We start from the raw sequence: 18,208 nt of genomic DNA, 5'->3' as shown, positions 1-18,208 counted from the left end.
CATGAACAACCTAGACACAGCAAAATCCCCCTCTGAGACGCTCGATAATGGGCGTCGTGAACTATTGAAAATGACAGGAGCCGGTATCGCCATGACCATTGCAACCACCATCCCCACTCCGGCATTGGCCGAGTCTGAATTGAAGCTCAGTGACAGTTGGGACAAGACCTTCAGCAAGAGTGACAAGGTCGAACATCAAAAAGTCACCTTTAAAAATCGCTACGGCATCACCCTGGCCGCCGACTTCTACCTGCCAAAAGCAAGGCAGGGCAAGCTGGCCGCAATCGCAATAAGTGGCCCCTTCGGCGCGGTGAAAGAACAATCATCAGGCCTATACGCCCAAAAGATGGCCGAATACGGCTTTGCCACATTGGCGTTTGACCCCTCCTATACAGGTGAAAGTGGTGGAGAACCCAGGAACGTCGCATCCCCGGATATCAATACCGAAGATTTCAGTGCCGCCGTGGATTTTCTCGGCTTGCAAAGCCAGGTGGATCGCCAACGAATTGGCATTATCGGCATATGTGGCTGGGGTGGCATGGCACTGAACGCTGCCGCAGTGGATCAACGCATCAAGGCCGTGGTAACCAGCACCATGTATGACATGTCCCGGGTCATGTCCAAGGGCTACAACGACAGCATGACTCATGAGCAGCGCAAAGAAATTCTGGGCCAGTTGAGCCAACAGCGCTGGTTGGATGCCGAAAATGGCTCACCCGGCTATGGCCCAATCTCTCTGGAACTTAAGGGAGGTGAACCCCGGTTTGTGCAGGAATACGCCGATTACTACAAGACCTCGCGTGGTTTTCACCCAAGGGCCATCAACTCCAATGCTTCCTGGACCATCACCAACCCTATGTCATTTATGAATCAACCTCTGCTGACTCATATCGCCGAAATCTCTCCCAGGCCTATTTTGTTGATCCACGGTGAGAAGGCGCATTCCCGCTATTTCAGTGAAACCGCTTTCGCTGAAGCCGCCTCTCCCAAGGAGCTGCTGATTATCGAAGACGCCAACCATGTTGACCTCTATGACCAATTGGAGCGGATCCCCTTCGATAAGTTGAACGCATTCTTCGGTGAGTATTTATAACTTTCAAGCGGACAGAGGCTCTCCTCTGTCCAGCCTTCATCTTTAATGGAGTTTGTTGATGCACATTTTGTTAATCGGTGCCAATGGCCGTTCGGCGCAAGCCATCTTGCCGCGTTTGTTGGAGATAAAGGAAGTGCAACTGACGCTTTTTCTTCGAAGATCTGAACGACTGCAACACCTTTACAATGACAGAGTTCGGCTGGTAGAGGGGGATGCCAACAAAGTCGATGACCTGGTCTCGGCATTGCCCGGAATCGATCTGGTGATAAACACCATGGGTGGAATGGATTTGGACCGCAAGACCCGAAATCTGGTGCACGCCATGGAAAATGCTCAGGTGCAGCGCCTCGTTGCACTCAATGCCGGCGGTATCTATGAAGAACTTCCTGAACCCTTCAATAGCTGGGACAAGAGTATGGAGGGTTTCACCCGGCCTGTTAACCTCAGAAGTGCCAATGTTATCGAAGCTTCATCACTCGACTACACCATACTGCGCCCCGTCTGGTTAACCGATAAACCGATAGAAGAGTTTCAACTTACTCAAAAAGGCGAGTGCTTTCTGGGGACCGAAACTTCCCGCGCCAGCTTGGGTAGATTTATTGCCATTTTGGCCAAGCATCCTAACTTTTATAGCCGCTGTAATCTGGGAATAAGCCAAAGTGGCACAGAGGGGGAGATGCCTGCCGCTTACCGCTGAAAGACATTGGCCGTTCCGCCAAACTTCACCGGCAATCCGCTGCTATCTGGCGCCAAGACTGGTTCAACAACGGGGTTTGAATTAAGCTGATATTTCGAGTGGCTTATAAAAGTGCTTTGCCTATGCCCAATATGACCAGGTTGCTGAATTTTTTGCTGATGCTGGGGTGTGATAGATGTGCTATCAAGACCCGGGAGCGTAAAGTCATTCAGGTCAACTTGGGCGTACTGGTTTCCGTAACAACTATATTGCTGTTTATTTTGGGTTTTTATATCAGCGGTAACCAAGGCTTTATTCTTTCCGGCTTGAATCAGCTGCCCTTTATTGCCCTGCTGCCTCTGGTGTTACTGCTCAACTACAAAGGAAAGTTCTTTGCCGCCAGGTGGTGTTTAATGTTGCTGTTGATGGCCGATGCCGCCACAGCTTTAATGACGGCCCAAGGTACCAGTATCAAAATCCACAGCTATTACCTGCTGTTTGCCATCATGTTGGTTGTACTGTTTGAGATCCGTGAATGGCGTTCCATCCTGATCCTGATGTTAGCCAATCTGGGGTTGTTCAGCTTCTTTGAGCTGCACGGCTGGCCATCCCACCCTGATATCGCCCTGCTTTCTACACACACTCTGGCCATTTTAAAGGCCTTGGTGATCTGCTCATGTATTATCAGCTCCTGCGCCATACTGCTGATCAGCGAAATGTATGCCGAGCGCGCCGAGCTGGTACTGCAACATCAGGCCGACACAGACACCTTGACCGGATTGCTCAACCGCCGCGCATTCATGCGCCAAGTCGCACTGCAAAGAGAGCAGCCGGGCTGCTGGGTACTTGCCCTGTTGGATCTGGATTTCTTCAAGAAGATAAACGATAATTTTGGCCATGATGCCGGCGATGTCGCCCTTATTCATGTCAGTAAGCTGCTCAAGAAAGCGCTCAAGCCTCAGGAGCGACTGGCCAGAATAGGCGGGGAAGAGTTTGCCTTGCTGCTGAGGCTGGATGAACCCGGGACTCAGGCCCTGCAGCAAAGAGGCGAGCAACTCCTTGAGTCCCTCAGACAACAAGGCCTGGAATATCAAAGCCATTACCTACAACTGACCGCTTCTGTTGGCCTGGCAACTCTCGATCCTGGAGATAGTGCAAGCGAGGCACTCAAACAGGCTGACAAGGCTCTGTATCAGGCCAAGATAAATGGTCGTAACCGAGTGGAGCTGGCCGGCACGGTATTGCAGCCGCTGAAAAGAAAAAGCCAGTCATAGTGACTGGCTTTTTGCAATGCTGTAGCTGAAGCGTCAACCCGGCTTTATTTAACCAAAGTCAGGTGGCCACGCCGTTTGGGCTTGTCTGCTGTAGGTTCAGTTTCGGCTTCAGTCCGTGGCTGTTCAACCTCTTCAACCACATTCAGCAGTGATTCTTCACCCTCTTCAAGCAGATAGGCGTCTTCCATATCGAATACTGTGCCGGCACCATTTTCACGGGCATAGATGGCAACAATAGAAGCCATAGGCAGCAGCACTTGCTGTGGCACACCACCGAAACGAGCATTGAACTCGACAAACTCGTTGCCGAGCTGCAGGCCACCGACAGCACTGCCGGCGACATTCAATACTATTTGACCATCCTTAACATACTGCAGCGGTACCTGAATATCTGGCACTGTGGCATCCACTACCAGATGTGGGGTCAGCTGATTATCCATCAGCCATTCATAGTAAGCTCTAAGCAGATATGGACGACTTGGGGTCAAATCTTTCATCAGATACCCATGCGCATTTCGCGCTCGGCTTCGGTCAGAGAGGCCTTAAAGGACTCACGCTCGAAAATACGGTTCATATAGGCTTTGATGTCTTTACCCGCGCGGTTATCCAGTTCGATACCCAGCACTGGCAGACGCCACAACAAGGGGCCAAGATAACAGTCAGCCAAACCGAACTCTTCACTCATGAAGTAAGGCATTTCGGCAAACACAGGCGCGATAGACAGCAGGCTTTCCTGCAACTCTTTACGGGCCGCATCGGCGCGGTCACCCTTACGGATACGGTCGACCAGACAATACCAGTCTGTATCGATGCGATGCATCATCAGACGGCTTTGACCACGGGAAACTGGGTAAACGGGCATCAGCGGCGGGTGCGGGAAGCGCTCGTCCAGATACTCCATGATAATACGGCTTTCATACAACACCAGTTCACGGTCTACCAGTGTAGGCACTGAGTTGTAAGGGTTGAGTTCCAGCAGATCCTCTGGCATATCATTGGGATCCACCTGCAACACATCAACAGTTACCCCTTTTTCAGCCAATACGATGCGAACCTGATGGCTATAGAGATCATCGGCACCTGAGAACAGGGTCATGATAGAGCGTTTATTGGCAGCAACAGCCATTGATACCCTCCGGAATTGAAAAAAACAAATGTAAACGAGGGGCAATGCCCCCCGTTTACATTATGCGGATAATATATTCTACCCCTTTCTAAGGGTTAGTGTACATCCTTCCAATATTCTTTCTTGAGCAGGTATGCGATCACGAAGAATATGAACAGGAAGCCGAGTACCCATTTACCCAGGTTTTCGCGCTCCAGTTTAACCGGCTCAGCCGAGTAAACCAGAAAACCGGTAAGGTCGCGAACAACCTGATCGTACTCTTCCGCGGACAGACTGCCACCTTCAGCTGGATTCACACCTTTAACCTTAGTAACTTCTTTGCCATCAACAACTTCAGTTTCAATAACTGGAGTTGCGATGCCTTGCAGGCCTTCCAGCACATGCGGCATACCGACTGACGGGAACACAGTGTTGTTCACGCCGAAAGGACGACTTGGGTCTTTGTAGAACCCTTTGAGGTAGGAATATACCCAATCTTCACCGCGGACACGGGCTACCAGAGTCAGGTCCGGTGGCGCAGCACCGAACCACTTGGCCGCATCTTTGGTTTCAATCGAGTTTTCCATCAGCTCGCCGATCTTGGCATCTGTGTGGATCAGCTTGCGCATCTCATCGACAGGAATATCCAGATCTTCGGCGACACGTTGGTAACGTTGATATTGAGTGCTGTGACAACCGGCGCAGTTGTTTTGAAACAGCTCCACACCACGACGCAGCGACTCTTTATCGGTCAGATCAATATTGGCATCTTCCAGGTGCACATTGTGACCGCTGGCGGCAGACACCATACCAGGCACAAAGGCAACCAAAGCAATCAATAACTTTTTCATTTGAATGTCACCCTTTCTGGTACTGGCTTGGTCTTTTCACTCTTGCTGTAGATGAACAACAGCAGGAAGAAACCGAAGTAAGTGAAAGTAAAGATTCGGGCAACAATGGTCAGTGTTGGTGTCGCAGGTACCGCACCCAGGTAACCCAGGACGATAAAGGACACAGCAAACTGAGCAATGTTCAGCTTGTGAATCATGCTGCGGTAGCGAACCGACTTGACCTTACAGCGATCCAGCCATGGCAGAACAAAGAGTACGGCAATCGCCAGACCCATCATAACTACACCACCCAGCTTGTCCGGTACGGCCCGCAAGATGGCGTAGAACGGAGTGAAGTACCATACAGGCGCGATATGCTCAGGCGTCTTCATTGGGTTAGCAGCTTCGAAGTTAGGCTTCTCGAGGAAGTAACCACCACCTTCAGGCATAAAGAACAGCACGTAACAGAAGACAATCAGGAAGCCGGCAACGCCCATGATATCTTTTACGGTGAAGTAAGGATGGAATGGGATGCCATCGACAGGCCAGCCATTTTCATCTTTGTTCTTCTTGATTTCGATACCATCCGGGTTGTTGGAACCCACTTCATGCAGCGCAATCAGGTGCAGGAATACCAGTACCACAAGTACCAGAGGCAACGCGATAACGTGCAGAGCGAAGAAGCGGTTCAGGGTTGCACCTGAGATCACATAGTCACCGCGGATCCACAGGGTCAAGTCATCACCGATAACCGGAATAGCACCGAACAGTGAGATAATTACCTGAGCGCCCCAGTAGGACATCTGGCCCCATGGCAGCAGATAACCCATAAAGGCTTCGGCCATCAGCACCAGGAAGATCAACATACCGAACAGCCACAGCAGTTCACGAGGCTTCTGGTAAGAACCATAGAGCAGGCCACGGAACATATGCAGGTAAACCACCACAAAGAAGGCCGAGGCCCCGGTGGAGTGCATGTAACGCAGCAACCAGCCGTACTCGACATCACGCATGATGTATTCGATGGAGGCAAATGCGCCTTCGGCGGTAGGCACATAGTTCATGGTCAGCCAGATACCGGTCAGCAGCTGGTTTACCAGAACCAACAGTGCCAGAGAGCCGAAGAAATACCAGAAGTTAAAATTCTTGGGGGTGGCGTACTGACCAACATGGCGGTTATAAGTTGCCGTCATAGGGATACGCGCATCGATCCAGTCAATTATATTCTTAACCATTATGCAGCTCCCTGGTCTACGCCGATGAGCACGTTACCATCATCAATGTATTGATGTGGAGGAATCACCAGGTTCAGTGGAGCAGGTACGCCCTGGAAGACGCGACCGGCCATATCGAACTTGGAACCGTGACATGGACAGAAGAAACCTGAAGTCACACCTTCAACCTGCTCTGAGAAAGAGTCTGGCAGGTAAGTAGGTGAACAACCCAGGTGAGTACAAATACCTACGGCAATAAAGTACTCAGGCTTAATCGAACGTACGCCATTTTGGGCGTAATCAGGCTGCTGTAATTCGTCAGAAGCCGGGTCCCGCAGTCTGTCATCGTGGGTTGGGAGCTCGTTAAGAACTTCCTCAGTACGGCGGACAATCCATACGGGTTTGCCACGCCATTCCACACGGATCAGCTGACCTGGTTCTAGCTTACTGATATTTACTTCTACCGGCGCACCTGCAGCTTTCGCTTTGGCACTCGGATTCCATGACTTTATAAAGGGAACCGCTACAGCGACGGCACCAGCACCGCCCACTACGGCGGTTGCAGCTGTCAGGAATCTGCGACGTCCGGTATCGACTGGCGCATTGCTCATCCACTTATCTCCCAGAGGGTGTTGGAATTTTTGTTTTTCAAGACTTTAGGCCTCTTAGTTCTCACTAAAGGGAAAAGTCGAATTTTGAGGCGGGGCTCATTATAGCGAAAAATTAGAAGCAGATCATAGTCAAAAGACACAAGTTGGTTAGGGAGATTACAGTTTTTTAGCAGGCAGGGTTAAAAAAACAGCAGATTTAGGCTACAAAATCTGAGCATCTCGAGAGTAATTTAACCATAGCTAAAACATAACCAATTGACTATTAACAGTATATTTTGGCTTTACACATTAATGCCAATAATTCTGTGACTTTCGCATCAAGCCGAGAAAAAGATAAAAAAAGACCCGGAACCAGTCCGGGTCTTTCAAGCAGTGCAATTACTTGCCTTTTTGCTTCATGTATTTGAAGAATTCGCTGTCCGGCTCCAACACCATGACATCAGACTTACCGGCGAAGCTGGCCTTGTAGGCCTCCAGGCTACGCAGGAAACTGAAGAATTCAGGATCCTTGGTATAAGCATCGGCGTAAATCTTGGCAGCAATGGCGTCGCCTTCACCGCGGATGTTCTCTGCATCGCGACGGGCATTGGCCAGAGTCACAACCACGTCGGCATCGGTCAGTGCACGGATTTTCTCAGCCGCTTCCTTACCTTCTGCCCTGTGTTTCTTGGCTACCGCCTGACGCTCGGCACGCATCCGCTGGAAGATACTGTGGCTAACGTTGGATGGCAGATTGATCTGCTTCACCCTGACATCGACCACTTCTATACCCAGACCTTCAGCACTCTTGGCAGCATTTTCCAGGGTAATACGCATCAGGTCATCACGACTGCTGCTCTCAGACAAGCTTGTGCTGCCTTCACTGGTACCGGAAACAATCTGTTTAATGGTCAGCTTACCGAACTCGGTACGCAGGTCACTGTTAATCTTACGCTGCAACAGTGACTCGGCCTTGGACTTGTTGCCACCATCTGTAGCCAGATAGTACTTTTCAAAGTCTTTGATCCGCCATTTGACATAAGAGTCGACCATTAGGTCTTTCTTCTCAGAGGTCACAAAGCGGTCGGCGGCGCCATCCAGAGTCTGGATACGGGCATCCATATAGCGGACTTTGTCGATCAACGGGATCTTAACGTTGAGACCCGGGCCATAGACTCGGGGCACCATTTTACCGTCGACCTTGTCTTTCAACACTTCACCAAAGCGGGAAACAATAGCGCGCTCCCCTTCGTTGACGACCATCAGCGAAGACACACCAACGACCGCCAGCAGGGCAATAATAATGAGTACGAATCTGCTCATGGTTTACTCCCTTCCCTGACGCATGCGCTCTTCGCGGGACATGCGTCCGTTGAAACTGCTGCTGTTAGTGTTTCTTTGACTACTGACGACATCCACTTGCTGCTCAGGTTCCTGTTCAGTTTTGGGTTTAGGCTTGCCTTCCTGAGACATCAGCTTATCCAACGGCAGATACATCAAATTGCCATTATTTTTGGCATCTATCAGTACCTTATTGGTATCACTGAACACTTGCTGCATCGCATCGATATAGAGGCGATCGCGAGTCACTTCAGGGGCCTGCTTATACTCGGGCAACAGCTTGTTGAACTTGGCCACTGCGCCTTCAGCATCCTGGATAACACGTTCTTTGTATGCACGGGCGTCCTGCTTGATACGTTCCACCTGACCACGAGCCTTGGGCTCAATTTCCAGCTGATAAGCTTCGGCCTGACGGATATAAGTGTGCTCATCTTCCTGCGCTGAAATCGCGTCATCGAAGGCATCTTTCACCTCTTCAGGCGGTCTGGCCGGCAGGAAGTTAACGTCTTCAATCTGCAGTCCCAGGTTGTAAGGCGCGATAATACGTTCAATCTCGGCGCGGGTGTCGTCACGAACCTTGGCACGCCCTGTGGTCAAAATGTCATTCATTTTTGAATGACCTATGACATAACGCAGCGCACTGTCGGTAGCTTCACGCAGGCTCGAGTTGGCATCAACGGCACTGAACAGATACTGGTAGGCATCTTTCACCTTGTACTGCACATCGAGTTCAACCACGACCATGTTTTCATCGGCTGTCAGCATGCTGCCGGAAGCAGGAATAGAGCGAACCGTTGAGACATCTACCGGTAAAACCGAATCGACAAAAGTAGCTTTCCAGTGCAGGCCGGGACCAACTTCGCCGACATGTTCACCGAAACGCAGCACGACACCCTGCTCCGCTTCCTTGATAGTGTAGAAACCGGAAAAACCCCATACTGCCAGGGCAATACCTGCAACTATGGCCAGAGTCCCCATGCTGAAGCCAGAACCACCGTTGCCCTTGCCGCCAAAGCGTTTGGTCAGATTGCGAAATACATCGTCCAGATCCGGTGGCCCCTTGTCGTTGCCACCTTTGTTTCCCCAAGGATCATTACCCTTGTTACCGGGCTCGTTCCAAGCCATTTAACTCTCCATAAGTGGATGAATAAACGAGATTATTAACAAACTACTTTATCAATCTCGGGTTCGAGGATAAAGGTTTCCAACTCACCTTGACTCTGTTTAACCAGCCGATGCCAGTCCGGCTGTGGTAAACGAATAGACAAGATACAGTTCCCCAGGTCGTCATACTCTTTCTGCTGTATCGCATCCAGTCGATAAAACTGGCCAAGATAATGTCCGGCCATTGCCGGTATTCTCAAACTAAGCTCAACTATAGTGGCAGCGGTCAGTTGATCCACCGCCTGCTTGAGAAGGTCCAGTCCCAACCCTTTTTGGGCCGAAATCCATACTCTGTATGGCCGGCCTTCGGGGTCGAAATCTATTTTTGGGCCTATCTCTTCCAGCAGATCTATCTTGTTGCAGACCAGAAGCTGCGGAATTTCATCGGCCTCAATCTCTTTGAGCACTTCTTGCACCTGCTCAAAGTTGTCATTCATATTGTCGTCGGCGCAGTCCACCACGTGCAGCAGGAGGTCAGCCTGGCGAGTTTCCTGTAATGTCGCCTTGAACGCCGCCACCAACTCATGGGGCAAATGACGAATAAACCCCACAGTATCGGCTAAAAATACGGCGCCGTTGTCCAACTCTAGCTTACGCAGCGTCGGATCCAGGGTCGCAAACAACTGATCGGCGGCATAGACCTCCGATGTTGTCAAAGCGTTGAATAGAGTGGACTTTCCGGCGTTGGTATAACCGACCAGTGACACAGTAGCCAAGTCGCTTCGCTGTCTGGCCCGGCGACTTTGTTCCCGCTGTTTGTCCACTTTTTCCAAACGACGATTGATGGACTTGATCCGCCCCCGCAGCAATCGCCGGTCAGTTTCCAGCTGGGTTTCCCCGGGGCCGCGCAAACCTATCCCGCCCTTTTGACGTTCAAGGTGAGTCCAGCCCCGTACCAGGCGAGTCGACATGTGGCGCAACTGCGCTAGCTCCACCTGCAACTTACCCTCATGGGTACGGGCCCGCTGAGCAAAGATATCGAGGATAAGCGTGGTTCTGTCCAACACCCGGCATTGACACAGGATTTCAAGATTTCTTTCCTGTGCAGGACTCAATGCGTGGTTGAAGATCACCACATTTGCCTCGGTCGCAGCTACCAAAGCTGCCAGTTCTTCCGCCTTTCCCGTCCCCAAGAAAAACTTGCGGTCAGGTGCCCGGCGGCTTCCTGTTATCACCCCTACCGAACGTGCTCCAGCCGAATCGACCAAGAGTTGCAATTCGAGAAGGTCTTCCCGACTGTCTTCGTCGGAAAAGTCGATATGAACAAGTACTGCAGTTTCTCCCGCCTCATAGCGATCAAACAAGAAGTGAACTCCTTAACTTATTACTGTTCGCTGCTATCATCATGCTGCGAGTTATAGCCCTGCTGGCCGCCGCCCTGGTGATTGCTCACATTGAATGGACGAGAAGGCACAACAGTTGAAATGGCATGCTTATATACCATCTGGCTAACCGTGTTTTTCAGCAAGATAACGAACTGGTCAAAAGATTCCACCTGTCCCTGCAACTTGATACCGTTGACCAGGTAGATGGAAACAGGAACGCGCTCACGGCGTAGTGCGTTCAGAAATGGGTCTTGTAAAGATTGCCCCTTAGCCATGTTTTTATTTCCTTTTTTTAATTTATATAAAATCTAACAAAAAGCTTTCTTGTTCGGTTTGAGTATTATACAGCAAGGGCTATTAAGCTAGCGGCAGTGGCGTATAAGCTGAACTATATTCCCTTGCGCCCCGCTCTCCAGCCAATTCAACTCTGGCCATCCTCGCAACCATGTTAATTGACGCTTTGCCAATTGCCTAGTAGCAGCGACGGCTTTTTCGACCATAGTATCATGGTCAAATTCACCCTCCAGATATTGCCAACACTGACGATATCCAACACAGCGCATAGAGGGCATATCCAGGTGCAGATCGCCCCTTTGCTTCAGCTTGGCCACTTCGTCGGTGAATCCGGCCTGCAGCATCTGCATAAATCTTGTCTCAATCAGCCCATGCAGCGTCTTTCGCTCCTGTGGCGCAATGGCAAACTGCACCACATCATAGGGAAGCTCAGGAGATTTGGATTGAGTCAGCTCAGTTAAACTCTTACCGCTGATACGATATACCTCCAGTGCCCGAGCCAGTCGCTGTGGGTCATTGGGATGAATGCGTGCGGCCGAAACCGGGTCAATCCGCGCCAACTCCTGATGCAGCATTTGCCAGCCTTGCTGCTCGGCTTCCTGCTGTATCTGAGCCCTTATCCCCTCATCGGCACTGGGAAGTGGCGATAAGCCTTCCAATAATGCTTTAAAATACAACATGGTACCACCCACCAAAAGCGGGGTTTTTCCCATGCTGATTATCTGCTCAATCTCCCGCAGACAATCGCTGCGAAAATCGGCAGCTGAATAACTTTCGCTGGGATCGCGGATATCTATCAGCCTGTGCGGCCCGCGAGCCAGCTCTTCCGCGCTGGGCTTAGCCGTGCCTATATCCATTTCCCGATAGATAAGTGCCGAATCTACCGAGATGATCTCGCAGTTGTGATGTTCGGCGAGTTCCAGCGCCAACGCTGTTTTTCCTGAGGCAGTGGGCCCCATCAATGTCAGCACTCTTGGCTGTTTCGCCTTACTCACTGCCTTCTTCTTCCAACCATTGCTGCCAGGGCAATACCTTGGCCAGCTGTAAAATTTCTTGTCGAGCTTGCTCGTCCAATGCAGAGATCCCCTGCCATATCAATGGTGCCGAAACAAAGCTACTTAAGCTGCTCTGCGCCAGCCAATTAGCCAAGGCCGCTTCCTGGGGCTGCTCAAATCTGAGCCATTGCAGCAGCTCAGGGATCAAACTCGCCAGCTGCGTGTCCCTCAGATATGGGGGCACTTTTTTGATTATCAACTGCGAATGACGAATACTGAGATCCAGCCCTAGCTGCCTCAGCAGAGTAGCCCTTTCACCCAGTAATACCGGCCATTCAGGGTCGGCATCCACAGCAACCGGCATCAACAGGGGCTGACCGGTCAACCCGGTAGGGAGGCGAGCGATAATCTCAATATATCTCAATCGCTTGGCAGCAGCTTTCACCTTGAGCAGTTTAATTTGCTCATCTTCAACCAACACCCAATGCTCGCCATCCAACAGAGGTGGCATGACGGTCATCTTAGCTTCTGGGCTTGCTTCATTGACCACGCCAGGCGTCGACAATAAGGCGCCATAACTGCTGATTGCCGACTTGGACGGGGCAGCGGCTCCCTGACGGGGATTGCCCCCAGAATATGAACCCGATGCCTTACCGCCTAAAGGGGCGCTGTCGCTATATTGGCTTTGATATCCAGCGCTGCCGCCGCCTGAGTCGGGCTCGCGAAAACTCGGCTCGGCACGGCTGCTATCTGTCGTCCCACCTTGGGTGAAGCTTGTGCCAGCGGCGTCTGAACGCGCATCAATGGCCGCAGCATAATCTGTTTGGCTTAAATGCGGATTAACGTCATCGACCGGCAGTTGCTGCGCTTGCTGCAGGGCAGAGCTCAAGGCCTGCAGAATATAATCGTGCACATATCTGGCCTGATGAAAACGCACCTCATGCTTGGCCGGGTGCACATTGACATCTACCTGGTGTGGATCCAGCTCCAGCATCAGCACATAGCCGGGTTGTTCCAACTCGGCCAAACCGGCAAAGGCCTGCCTGACCGCATGGTTCACCAAACGGTCTCTGACCAGGCGGCCATTGACATAAAAATAGTGAGTATCACAAGGCTCAACTTGCCAGGGTGACTGCAGGTAGCCACTGAGGCGCATGTCGTCATGCTGACATTCCACCTTCAACGCCTGCTCGGCAAACGGACGACCACAAACCTGAGCCAGACGCTGCAGATATTGGGCTTCATTCTCTGCCGGACGATAGTTGCGCACCTGTTTGCCATTGTGTTTCAAAGTCAGGTGAATTTCCGGCCTGGCCAGCGCAATCCTTTTCAGCCACTCATCGATATGGGTGAATTCTGTCTTGTCACTCTTGAGGAAACGTCTGCGCGCCGGGGTATTGAAGAAGAGATCGACCACTTCAATACTGGTACCCACTGGATGAGCCGCAGGCAGTATCTTGACCCCCATATCCGCGCCTTCGGCGTAAGCAAGCCAGGCCTCGGATTGTTCGGCCGTGCGAGATGTCAGGGTCAGGCGGGACACCGAACTGATACTGGCCAGCGCCTCGCCTCGAAAGCCAAAGCTGAGAATGGCTTCAAGATCGTCCAGTGTATGCACCTTGGAAGTGGCGTGACGGGACAGCGCCAGTGCCAGTTCCTCCTTGGCGATACCGCCGCCATTGTCCTGAATTCGAATAAGCTTGGCGCCGCCCTTATCGATTTCAATATCGACTCGGGTTGCACCGGCATCCAGGCTGTTTTCCACCAGCTCCTTCACGACGGAGGCCGGCCTCTCTACCACTTCGCCCGCCGCAATCTGGTTGGCCAGTTGTGGGGGTAATATCTGAATTGCCATTTCTTCCTCAGGCTCTGGGGATAACCAGTTGCTGACCTATACGCACTACATCCGATTTCAGGTTATTGGCTTTCTTGATATCGGCCACCGACACCTCATAACGATTGGCGATTACCGACAGAGATTCACCTCTGACAACCTTGTGTTTAATCACGCCCTGTTTGGCCAGCATGGTACCGGCCGGCGGATTGGCTTCAAAATACTTGAGCACGCCTTTATGAATCGCCTTGGCCAGCTTGTCCTGATGGTTGGCATTACTGAGCAACTTCTCTTCCTGAGGGTTGGAGATAAAACCAGTCTCCACCAGAATGGACGGGATATCCGGCGACTTGAGCACCGCCAAACTCGCCGACTCGGGCTTGTGCTTGTGCAGTTTGGTCACCTTACCCAAACCAGAAAGTATGTCGCTGGCCACTGTGTGACTCATCGCCATGGATCTATCCATCGACATATCCAGCAAGGTCATCGCCAGATACTGTTCATTATCGGTATTTTGAATAATCTCACCGGCACCGCCGAGCAGCTCTGAATGTTTCTCTTTCTGCTCCAGCCAGCGGCCGATCTCGGTATTGGCTCTGCGCATGGAGAGCACCCATACAGAGGCGCCTCTGGGCTGAGGTGAAGTAAAGGCATCGGCGTGGATTGAGATCAGCAGATCGGCCTTACTCTGTCGCGCCAGTTCCGAGCGACGGTTCAGGTTAACAAAGTAGTCACCGGTGCGAATCATCACGGCTTTAAGTCCGGGAGTCGCGTTGATTTTCTGCTCGACTCGCTTGGCAATCGCCAGTGATACCTTTTTCTCGTACAAACCGGAAGGCCCGATAGAGCCTGGGTCATCACCGCCATGACCGGCATCGATGGCAATAATCACATCCCGCACCGCTTCAGTGGCTGTCGGGGTTACCCTGGCTTTGGCCGAAGTGCTCTTGTCATCGAGATCCACCACCAAACGGTTGCCGTATGGTGCAGTTGGCGGCAGGGAGAACAGATTAGCCTTAGCGGCCCGCTTGAGATCTATGACCACCCGCAAGGTGCCTTTCTCCGGCGGCTGGCTCAAACGCACCCTTTTGACCAAGGGGCTGTTGTTTTCAACTTTTTCCAGTTTGACGCCATTGGTGCTCTTTTTCAGATCCACCACAAGTCTGTCAGGGTTGCTCAGTGTGAAATAGCTGTAATCAGGCGCCTGGCTTAAGTCAAATACCACCCGGGTAGACTCGGGCGCCGCCCAAATACGCACACCGTCGAGTTTATTGGCTGCCCAAGTTGGCGCCGCCATTACCCAACAGATAACAAAAAAAGTCAGTTTAAATAAGATGTTATTAGTCTTTACCATTGTTTGTTATTTTTCTTAATAGCACCTTACCCTTGTCGGAACCGGCTTGAAGAGAGACTTCGCGACCAGTATTAGCATACTTGATATGCAGATGTATATCGGCAGCGGGCAAGCACCCCATTCCCTGTTCCGGCCATTCAATAATGCAAAGGCTGCGCTCGTTGAAGTAATCCCGGATCCCCATAAACTCCAGTTCTTCAGGGTCGCTGAGTCGATAAAGGTCGAAATGATATACTTCGATTCCTTCAAGCTCATAAGGTTCCACGAGTGTATAGGTCGGACTCTTAACCGCACCTTGATGACCCAAGGCTTGAATTAAGCCACGACTGAAAGTTGTTTTACCGGCACCAAGTTCTCCGGTCAGATAAATGGTCAGCGGCGCACTGATCAAGGCCGCCAATTGCCGCCCGAAGGCGACAGTTTGAGTCTCATCTGCCAATTGCAGAGTCAAGCTGTGTTCGATAGTCATTTAAGTGAGGATCCACGCCTTACATTGGCCCATTAAGCTTACAAGTCAGTGTTTACCAGATGGCGGATCCAGGGCATAAGATCGCTGGCGAGCATGCCTCTCTCCCCGTCACGGGCAGCAAGGTCAGCAGCGCCGCCGTGAACTATCACGCCTGCCACAGTCGCGCGGGTGTTGTCCAGCCCCTGAGCCATCAGCGCGCCGATTATACCAGATAACACATCGCCGCACCCACCGCTGGCGAGCCCGGGATTCCCCACAGGGGCAACAAACAGCTGTTTACCATCATAAATGAGAGTACCCGCGCCCTTGAGCAGTACCACACCACCATATTGAGCCTGCAGCTTTCTAACCGTTGCAAACCTGTCGGCTTCGACATCAGCAGTATCCGTTGCCAGCAACCTGGCGGCTTCCCCCGGATGAGGGGTCAGAACCCGATTGTCCTGGGAGCGTTTTTCCTGGCTCAAGAGATTGAGCGCATCGGCATCCAGCACGCAGGGCTTATCACTCAGGCTGACCGCCTTGAACAGATTGTATCCCCAGTCGGCGCGGCCAAGCCCTGGCCCCAACACCAGTACCTGTGCCCAGCCAAGGCGCAAATAAACCTCCATATCCACCAATTCACAGCCCCAGAACATCAGTTCCGGCCTGTTGGCATTGACCGTGAGCTGATGCTCCGGCCGGCTCACCACAGTAACCAAACCGGCGCCGGCCCTGAGACAGGCTTCGCCCGCCAACCTGACTGCCCCCCCCATGCCATAATCGCCGCCTATGACGGTGACCTTACCCGATTTGCCCTTGTGGCTGTCCCTGGGGCGGGCATCGAAAAGCCCCTTGAGGTACTCAGCGCCGACTCTGACCACATCCGATGGTGGCAGGAAGTCACTCAGCCCCAAGTCAACAAAATGCAGTTCGCCGCAGCAGTGCCTGGCCCTGCCGGTCAGCAGCCCTTGCTTAAGGGCCGCAAAGCAGAGTGTCTGCTCGGCTTCGACTGACGCCCCTAGAGCTGCGCCGGTATCGGCATCTATGCCGGAAGGCAAATCCAGACTCAGCACCTTGGCCCGCGCAGCGTTTATCCGGGCTATCATGACGGCGGCTTCCGGCCGGACATCGCCCTTGAGGCCGGTTCCCAACAGGCCGTCCACTATCCAATCATATTCGGCTGCGGTTATCTCTGATACCTGAGCCACCTTCGGCGCGGATTGCTGCAACTTATCCCAGGCTTGCTGCCACTCGGTGCTGGGCTGACTGGCGGGAAAGATAAACAGGCTGGCGTTGAAACCCGAGTTCAATAACCAGCGCAAACAAACCAAAGCATCGGCGCCGTTGTTTCCCTGCCCGGCAATGACCAGTACCCGGCTGCCTTGAGTCAGCTTGGCCGCCAATAACTCAAAGGCTGCTTTCCCTGCCCGCTCGACCAACTCATAGAGGCTGCCCTGTCCGGCTGCCACCCAGTCCAATTCGGCCTGGCGCACGGCTTTGGCGCTATACAGCTGACGGGGCATATCTGACAAATCCTGGGCCATATCGATTCTCCTATCTCCTGACTGACAGATACTGATGACTTGTTAACTCGAAAAAATCCACTCGTTCACTAAACTTATGCTGTGGCAAAGGATGCCGGAAGGAAGCACAGGGATGATACTGCTGACACTGCTTATTTTAATACTCTGCGTATTACTGCTGGGACTACCCTTTAACGGGGCAATTCCCTGGTTCTGGCTCCTGGCTCTCTGCGCCTTATTGGTCGCCGTTGGCATCTTTCGGGCGTTGACACTACCGATAAAAAATCAGCATAAAGACTGTGATGATTGATAACACACTAGCAGTAAAGTCAATGAGTATTTATGACTTGAATCAGAACAAGTTGATAAAAATGAAAAAGCCCGGTCTGGGCCGGGCAGAACTAACGGCAGACCCAAGCAGATCCGCCAAGTCTGGGAGACGTTAAATATCGTCCATACGTATGGTACTGTGCACCAGTCGTTGCTGCTGGATCTTCTCGACCCGCACCAAATCCTCCAAAGCCCCTTTTACCTCGGCCGAAGCCGACGAACCGGCAGTTTTTTCCAGTAAGGCAATCAAGCGGTTTTCCAGATCCAGATGCAGATTCAGCACATCATCTTCTGTCATATTGGCCGCCAGCATGGTATCGCGGCAGCGCTTGCCAAAGTCTTCAAAAACAATGTCTTTGTACCAGGTATCGAGGATCTTGTTTGGCGCATCATCGATATAGTCTTCGAGAGTTTCAGCAATATGTTTCTGATGCTGTTCAAAATATTCCAGCATTAGTTTGACCCTGGATGAGTCGGCCTGAGTGTGTAATCTATGATAGAGCTGAGCCATATCAAGACGACATTTCGCTATAAATTCAAGGAGTTCACGTAACTGTTGAATACGCATCAGCCTATCTCCATTCTTCTGCCGTCAACGGCATAATTCAATTCGGTATGGAGACATTATGGAAGTAAAAAAGGTGGGAATATTTGAACAAGGTCATAAATCAGTGCTTACAAATGTCGCTACATTAGACAAAACGCAAGAAACCTGCGGCAGATCACGAAAAGCACTTTTTAAGAATTTTGAAGGGGAAATAAAGATTGGAGCGACATATCGGGTTCGAACCGATGACCTGTACCTTGGCAAGGTACCG

Annotated in this window: 19 protein-coding genes; 4 read left to right on the top strand and 15 right to left on the bottom strand. The window is 51.7% G+C overall.

All coding sequences use genetic code 11. The features are described 5' to 3' along the window. The first annotated feature begins 1 nt into the window (after position 1). The 3 genes from ON072_RS16730 to ON072_RS16720 all read left to right on the top strand — a co-directional run bounded on the left by ON072_RS16730 (position 2) and on the right by ON072_RS16720 (position 3,043). Positions 2 to 1,093 (top strand): alpha/beta hydrolase, encoded by a 1,092-nt coding sequence (locus ON072_RS16730; RefSeq protein WP_025011317.1) that lies wholly within the window; start codon positions 2 to 4, stop codon positions 1,091 to 1,093. A 58-nt stretch (positions 1,094 to 1,151) separates the two neighbouring features. Next, positions 1,152 to 1,790 carry an NAD(P)H-binding protein gene (locus ON072_RS16725; protein ID WP_261752622.1) on the top strand — a complete coding sequence of 213 codons (639 nt, stop codon included), beginning with the start codon at positions 1,152 to 1,154 and terminating at the stop codon, positions 1,788 to 1,790. 122 nt (positions 1,791 to 1,912) lie between these two features. Continuing rightward, positions 1,913 to 3,043: a GGDEF domain-containing protein gene (locus tag ON072_RS16720; protein WP_144221256.1), complete on the top strand. Its 1,131-nt coding sequence runs from the start codon at positions 1,913 to 1,915 to the stop codon at positions 3,041 to 3,043. Between the two features lie 44 nt (positions 3,044 to 3,087). On the opposite strand, the gene ON072_RS16715 is transcribed toward ON072_RS16720, so the two are convergent. The 15 genes from ON072_RS16715 to ON072_RS16645 form a co-directional block, all read right to left on the bottom strand. Continuing rightward, a complete protein-coding gene (locus ON072_RS16715; protein WP_025011320.1) occupies positions 3,088 to 3,540 on the bottom strand; it encodes a ClpXP protease specificity-enhancing factor in 453 nt (150 codons plus the stop codon). Next, positions 3,540 to 4,169: a stringent starvation protein SspA gene (gene sspA, locus ON072_RS16710; RefSeq protein WP_025011321.1), complete on the bottom strand. Its 630-nt coding sequence runs from the start codon at positions 4,167 to 4,169 to the stop codon at positions 3,540 to 3,542. Before sspA ends, ON072_RS16715 begins: the two co-directional genes overlap by 1 nt. A 95-nt stretch (positions 4,170 to 4,264) precedes the next feature. Beyond that, complete coding sequence (locus ON072_RS16705) at positions 4,265 to 4,999, bottom strand: cytochrome c1 (RefSeq protein ID WP_107005505.1); 735 nt, start codon at positions 4,997 to 4,999, stop codon at positions 4,265 to 4,267. Beyond that, positions 4,996 to 6,213, bottom strand: a complete 1,218-nt coding sequence (locus ON072_RS16700; RefSeq protein ID WP_025011323.1) for a cytochrome b — start codon at positions 6,211 to 6,213, stop codon at positions 4,996 to 4,998. The genes ON072_RS16705 and ON072_RS16700 overlap by 4 nt, the downstream gene beginning before the upstream one ends. Next, a complete protein-coding gene (gene petA, locus ON072_RS16695) occupies positions 6,213 to 6,803 on the bottom strand; it encodes a ubiquinol-cytochrome c reductase iron-sulfur subunit (RefSeq protein WP_025011324.1) in 591 nt (196 codons plus the stop codon). Before petA ends, ON072_RS16700 begins: the two co-directional genes overlap by 1 nt. Positions 6,804 to 7,181: 378 nt before the next feature. After that, positions 7,182 to 8,105 carry a protease modulator HflC gene (gene hflC / locus ON072_RS16690; RefSeq protein WP_025011325.1) on the bottom strand — a complete coding sequence of 308 codons (924 nt, stop codon included), beginning with the start codon at positions 8,103 to 8,105 and terminating at the stop codon, positions 7,182 to 7,184. Positions 8,106 to 8,108: 3 nt separating this feature from the next. Then, the gene (gene hflK / locus ON072_RS16685) at positions 8,109 to 9,248 is read right to left on the bottom strand and encodes an FtsH protease activity modulator HflK (RefSeq protein ID WP_261752623.1); all 1,140 of its coding nucleotides are present in this window, start codon (positions 9,246 to 9,248) and stop codon (positions 8,109 to 8,111) included. A gap of 35 nt (positions 9,249 to 9,283) precedes the next feature. Continuing rightward, positions 9,284 to 10,591 carry a ribosome rescue GTPase HflX gene (hflX, locus tag ON072_RS16680; protein ID WP_028779698.1) on the bottom strand — a complete coding sequence of 436 codons (1,308 nt, stop codon included), beginning with the start codon at positions 10,589 to 10,591 and terminating at the stop codon, positions 9,284 to 9,286. Positions 10,592 to 10,611: 20 nt separating this feature from the next. Continuing rightward, complete coding sequence (gene hfq, locus ON072_RS16675; protein ID WP_025011327.1) at positions 10,612 to 10,887, bottom strand: RNA chaperone Hfq; 276 nt, start codon at positions 10,885 to 10,887, stop codon at positions 10,612 to 10,614. An 87-nt stretch (positions 10,888 to 10,974) separates the two neighbouring features. Next, on the bottom strand, positions 10,975 to 11,901 hold the full coding sequence (gene miaA, locus ON072_RS16670) for a tRNA (adenosine(37)-N6)-dimethylallyltransferase MiaA (protein ID WP_083390388.1): 927 nt from the start codon (positions 11,899 to 11,901) through the stop codon (positions 10,975 to 10,977). Then, positions 11,894 to 13,756 (bottom strand): DNA mismatch repair endonuclease MutL, encoded by a 1,863-nt coding sequence (gene mutL / locus ON072_RS16665; RefSeq protein WP_261752624.1) that lies wholly within the window; start codon positions 13,754 to 13,756, stop codon positions 11,894 to 11,896. The genes miaA and mutL overlap by 8 nt, the downstream gene beginning before the upstream one ends. A 7-nt stretch (positions 13,757 to 13,763) precedes the next feature. Continuing rightward, positions 13,764 to 15,089, bottom strand: a complete 1,326-nt coding sequence (locus ON072_RS16660) for an N-acetylmuramoyl-L-alanine amidase (RefSeq protein WP_028779695.1) — start codon at positions 15,087 to 15,089, stop codon at positions 13,764 to 13,766. Further along, on the bottom strand, positions 15,076 to 15,558 hold the full coding sequence (gene tsaE, locus ON072_RS16655; RefSeq protein ID WP_028779694.1) for a tRNA (adenosine(37)-N6)-threonylcarbamoyltransferase complex ATPase subunit type 1 TsaE: 483 nt from the start codon (positions 15,556 to 15,558) through the stop codon (positions 15,076 to 15,078). The genes ON072_RS16660 and tsaE overlap by 14 nt, the downstream gene beginning before the upstream one ends. A 38-nt stretch (positions 15,559 to 15,596) precedes the next feature. Then, the gene (locus ON072_RS16650) at positions 15,597 to 17,081 is read right to left on the bottom strand and encodes an NAD(P)H-hydrate dehydratase (RefSeq protein WP_261752625.1); all 1,485 of its coding nucleotides are present in this window, start codon (positions 17,079 to 17,081) and stop codon (positions 15,597 to 15,599) included. A 421-nt stretch (positions 17,082 to 17,502) separates the two neighbouring features. Further along, positions 17,503 to 17,958, bottom strand: a complete 456-nt coding sequence (locus tag ON072_RS16645) for a hypothetical protein (RefSeq protein ID WP_025011330.1) — start codon at positions 17,956 to 17,958, stop codon at positions 17,503 to 17,505. Between the two features lie 58 nt (positions 17,959 to 18,016). On the opposite strand from ON072_RS16645, the gene ON072_RS16640 reads away from it, so the two are divergent. After that, positions 18,017 to 18,208 (top strand): hypothetical protein (locus ON072_RS16640; protein ID WP_274626107.1); only part of this gene is annotated, 192 nt, incomplete at its 3' end.

The sequence above is a fragment of the Shewanella sp. K8 genome, assembly GCF_028823715.1.
In the GTDB taxonomy this organism is placed as follows: domain Bacteria; phylum Pseudomonadota; class Gammaproteobacteria; order Enterobacterales; family Shewanellaceae; genus Shewanella; species Shewanella algae.
The sequence above is the reverse complement of the archived record's forward strand: the minus strand, read 5'-3'. Positions and strand labels throughout refer to the sequence as shown.

What these genes read in the sequence shown, in the direction of transcription:
- ON072_RS16650 (WP_261752625.1), bottom strand. Translation starts at nt 17,081, where the DNA reads ATGGCCCAGGATTTGTCAGATATGCCCCGTCAGCTGTATAGCGCCAAA.
- hflK (WP_261752623.1), bottom strand. Translation starts at nt 9,248, where the DNA reads ATGGCTTGGAACGAGCCCGGTAACAAGGGTAATGATCCTTGGGGAAAC.
- ON072_RS16660 (WP_028779695.1), bottom strand. Translation starts at nt 15,089, where the DNA reads ATGGTAAAGACTAATAACATCTTATTTAAACTGACTTTTTTTGTTATC.
- ON072_RS16730 (WP_025011317.1), top strand. Translation starts at nt 2, where the DNA reads ATGAACAACCTAGACACAGCAAAATCCCCCTCTGAGACGCTCGATAAT.
- mutL (WP_261752624.1), bottom strand. Translation starts at nt 13,756, where the DNA reads ATGGCAATTCAGATATTACCCCCACAACTGGCCAACCAGATTGCGGCG.
- ON072_RS16715 (WP_025011320.1), bottom strand. Translation starts at nt 3,540, where the DNA reads ATGAAAGATTTGACCCCAAGTCGTCCATATCTGCTTAGAGCTTACTAT.
- petA (WP_025011324.1), bottom strand. Translation starts at nt 6,803, where the DNA reads ATGAGCAATGCGCCAGTCGATACCGGACGTCGCAGATTCCTGACAGCT.
- ON072_RS16725 (WP_261752622.1), top strand. Translation starts at nt 1,152, where the DNA reads ATGCACATTTTGTTAATCGGTGCCAATGGCCGTTCGGCGCAAGCCATC.
- ON072_RS16720 (WP_144221256.1), top strand. Translation starts at nt 1,913, where the DNA reads ATGCCCAATATGACCAGGTTGCTGAATTTTTTGCTGATGCTGGGGTGT.
- sspA (WP_025011321.1), bottom strand. Translation starts at nt 4,169, where the DNA reads ATGGCTGTTGCTGCCAATAAACGCTCTATCATGACCCTGTTCTCAGGT.
- ON072_RS16645 (WP_025011330.1), bottom strand. Translation starts at nt 17,958, where the DNA reads ATGCGTATTCAACAGTTACGTGAACTCCTTGAATTTATAGCGAAATGT.
- ON072_RS16705 (WP_107005505.1), bottom strand. Translation starts at nt 4,999, where the DNA reads ATGAAAAAGTTATTGATTGCTTTGGTTGCCTTTGTGCCTGGTATGGTG.
- hflC (WP_025011325.1), bottom strand. Translation starts at nt 8,105, where the DNA reads ATGAGCAGATTCGTACTCATTATTATTGCCCTGCTGGCGGTCGTTGGT.
- hfq (WP_025011327.1), bottom strand. Translation starts at nt 10,887, where the DNA reads ATGGCTAAGGGGCAATCTTTACAAGACCCATTTCTGAACGCACTACGC.
- tsaE (WP_028779694.1), bottom strand. Translation starts at nt 15,558, where the DNA reads ATGACTATCGAACACAGCTTGACTCTGCAATTGGCAGATGAGACTCAA.
- ON072_RS16700 (WP_025011323.1), bottom strand. Translation starts at nt 6,213, where the DNA reads ATGGTTAAGAATATAATTGACTGGATCGATGCGCGTATCCCTATGACG.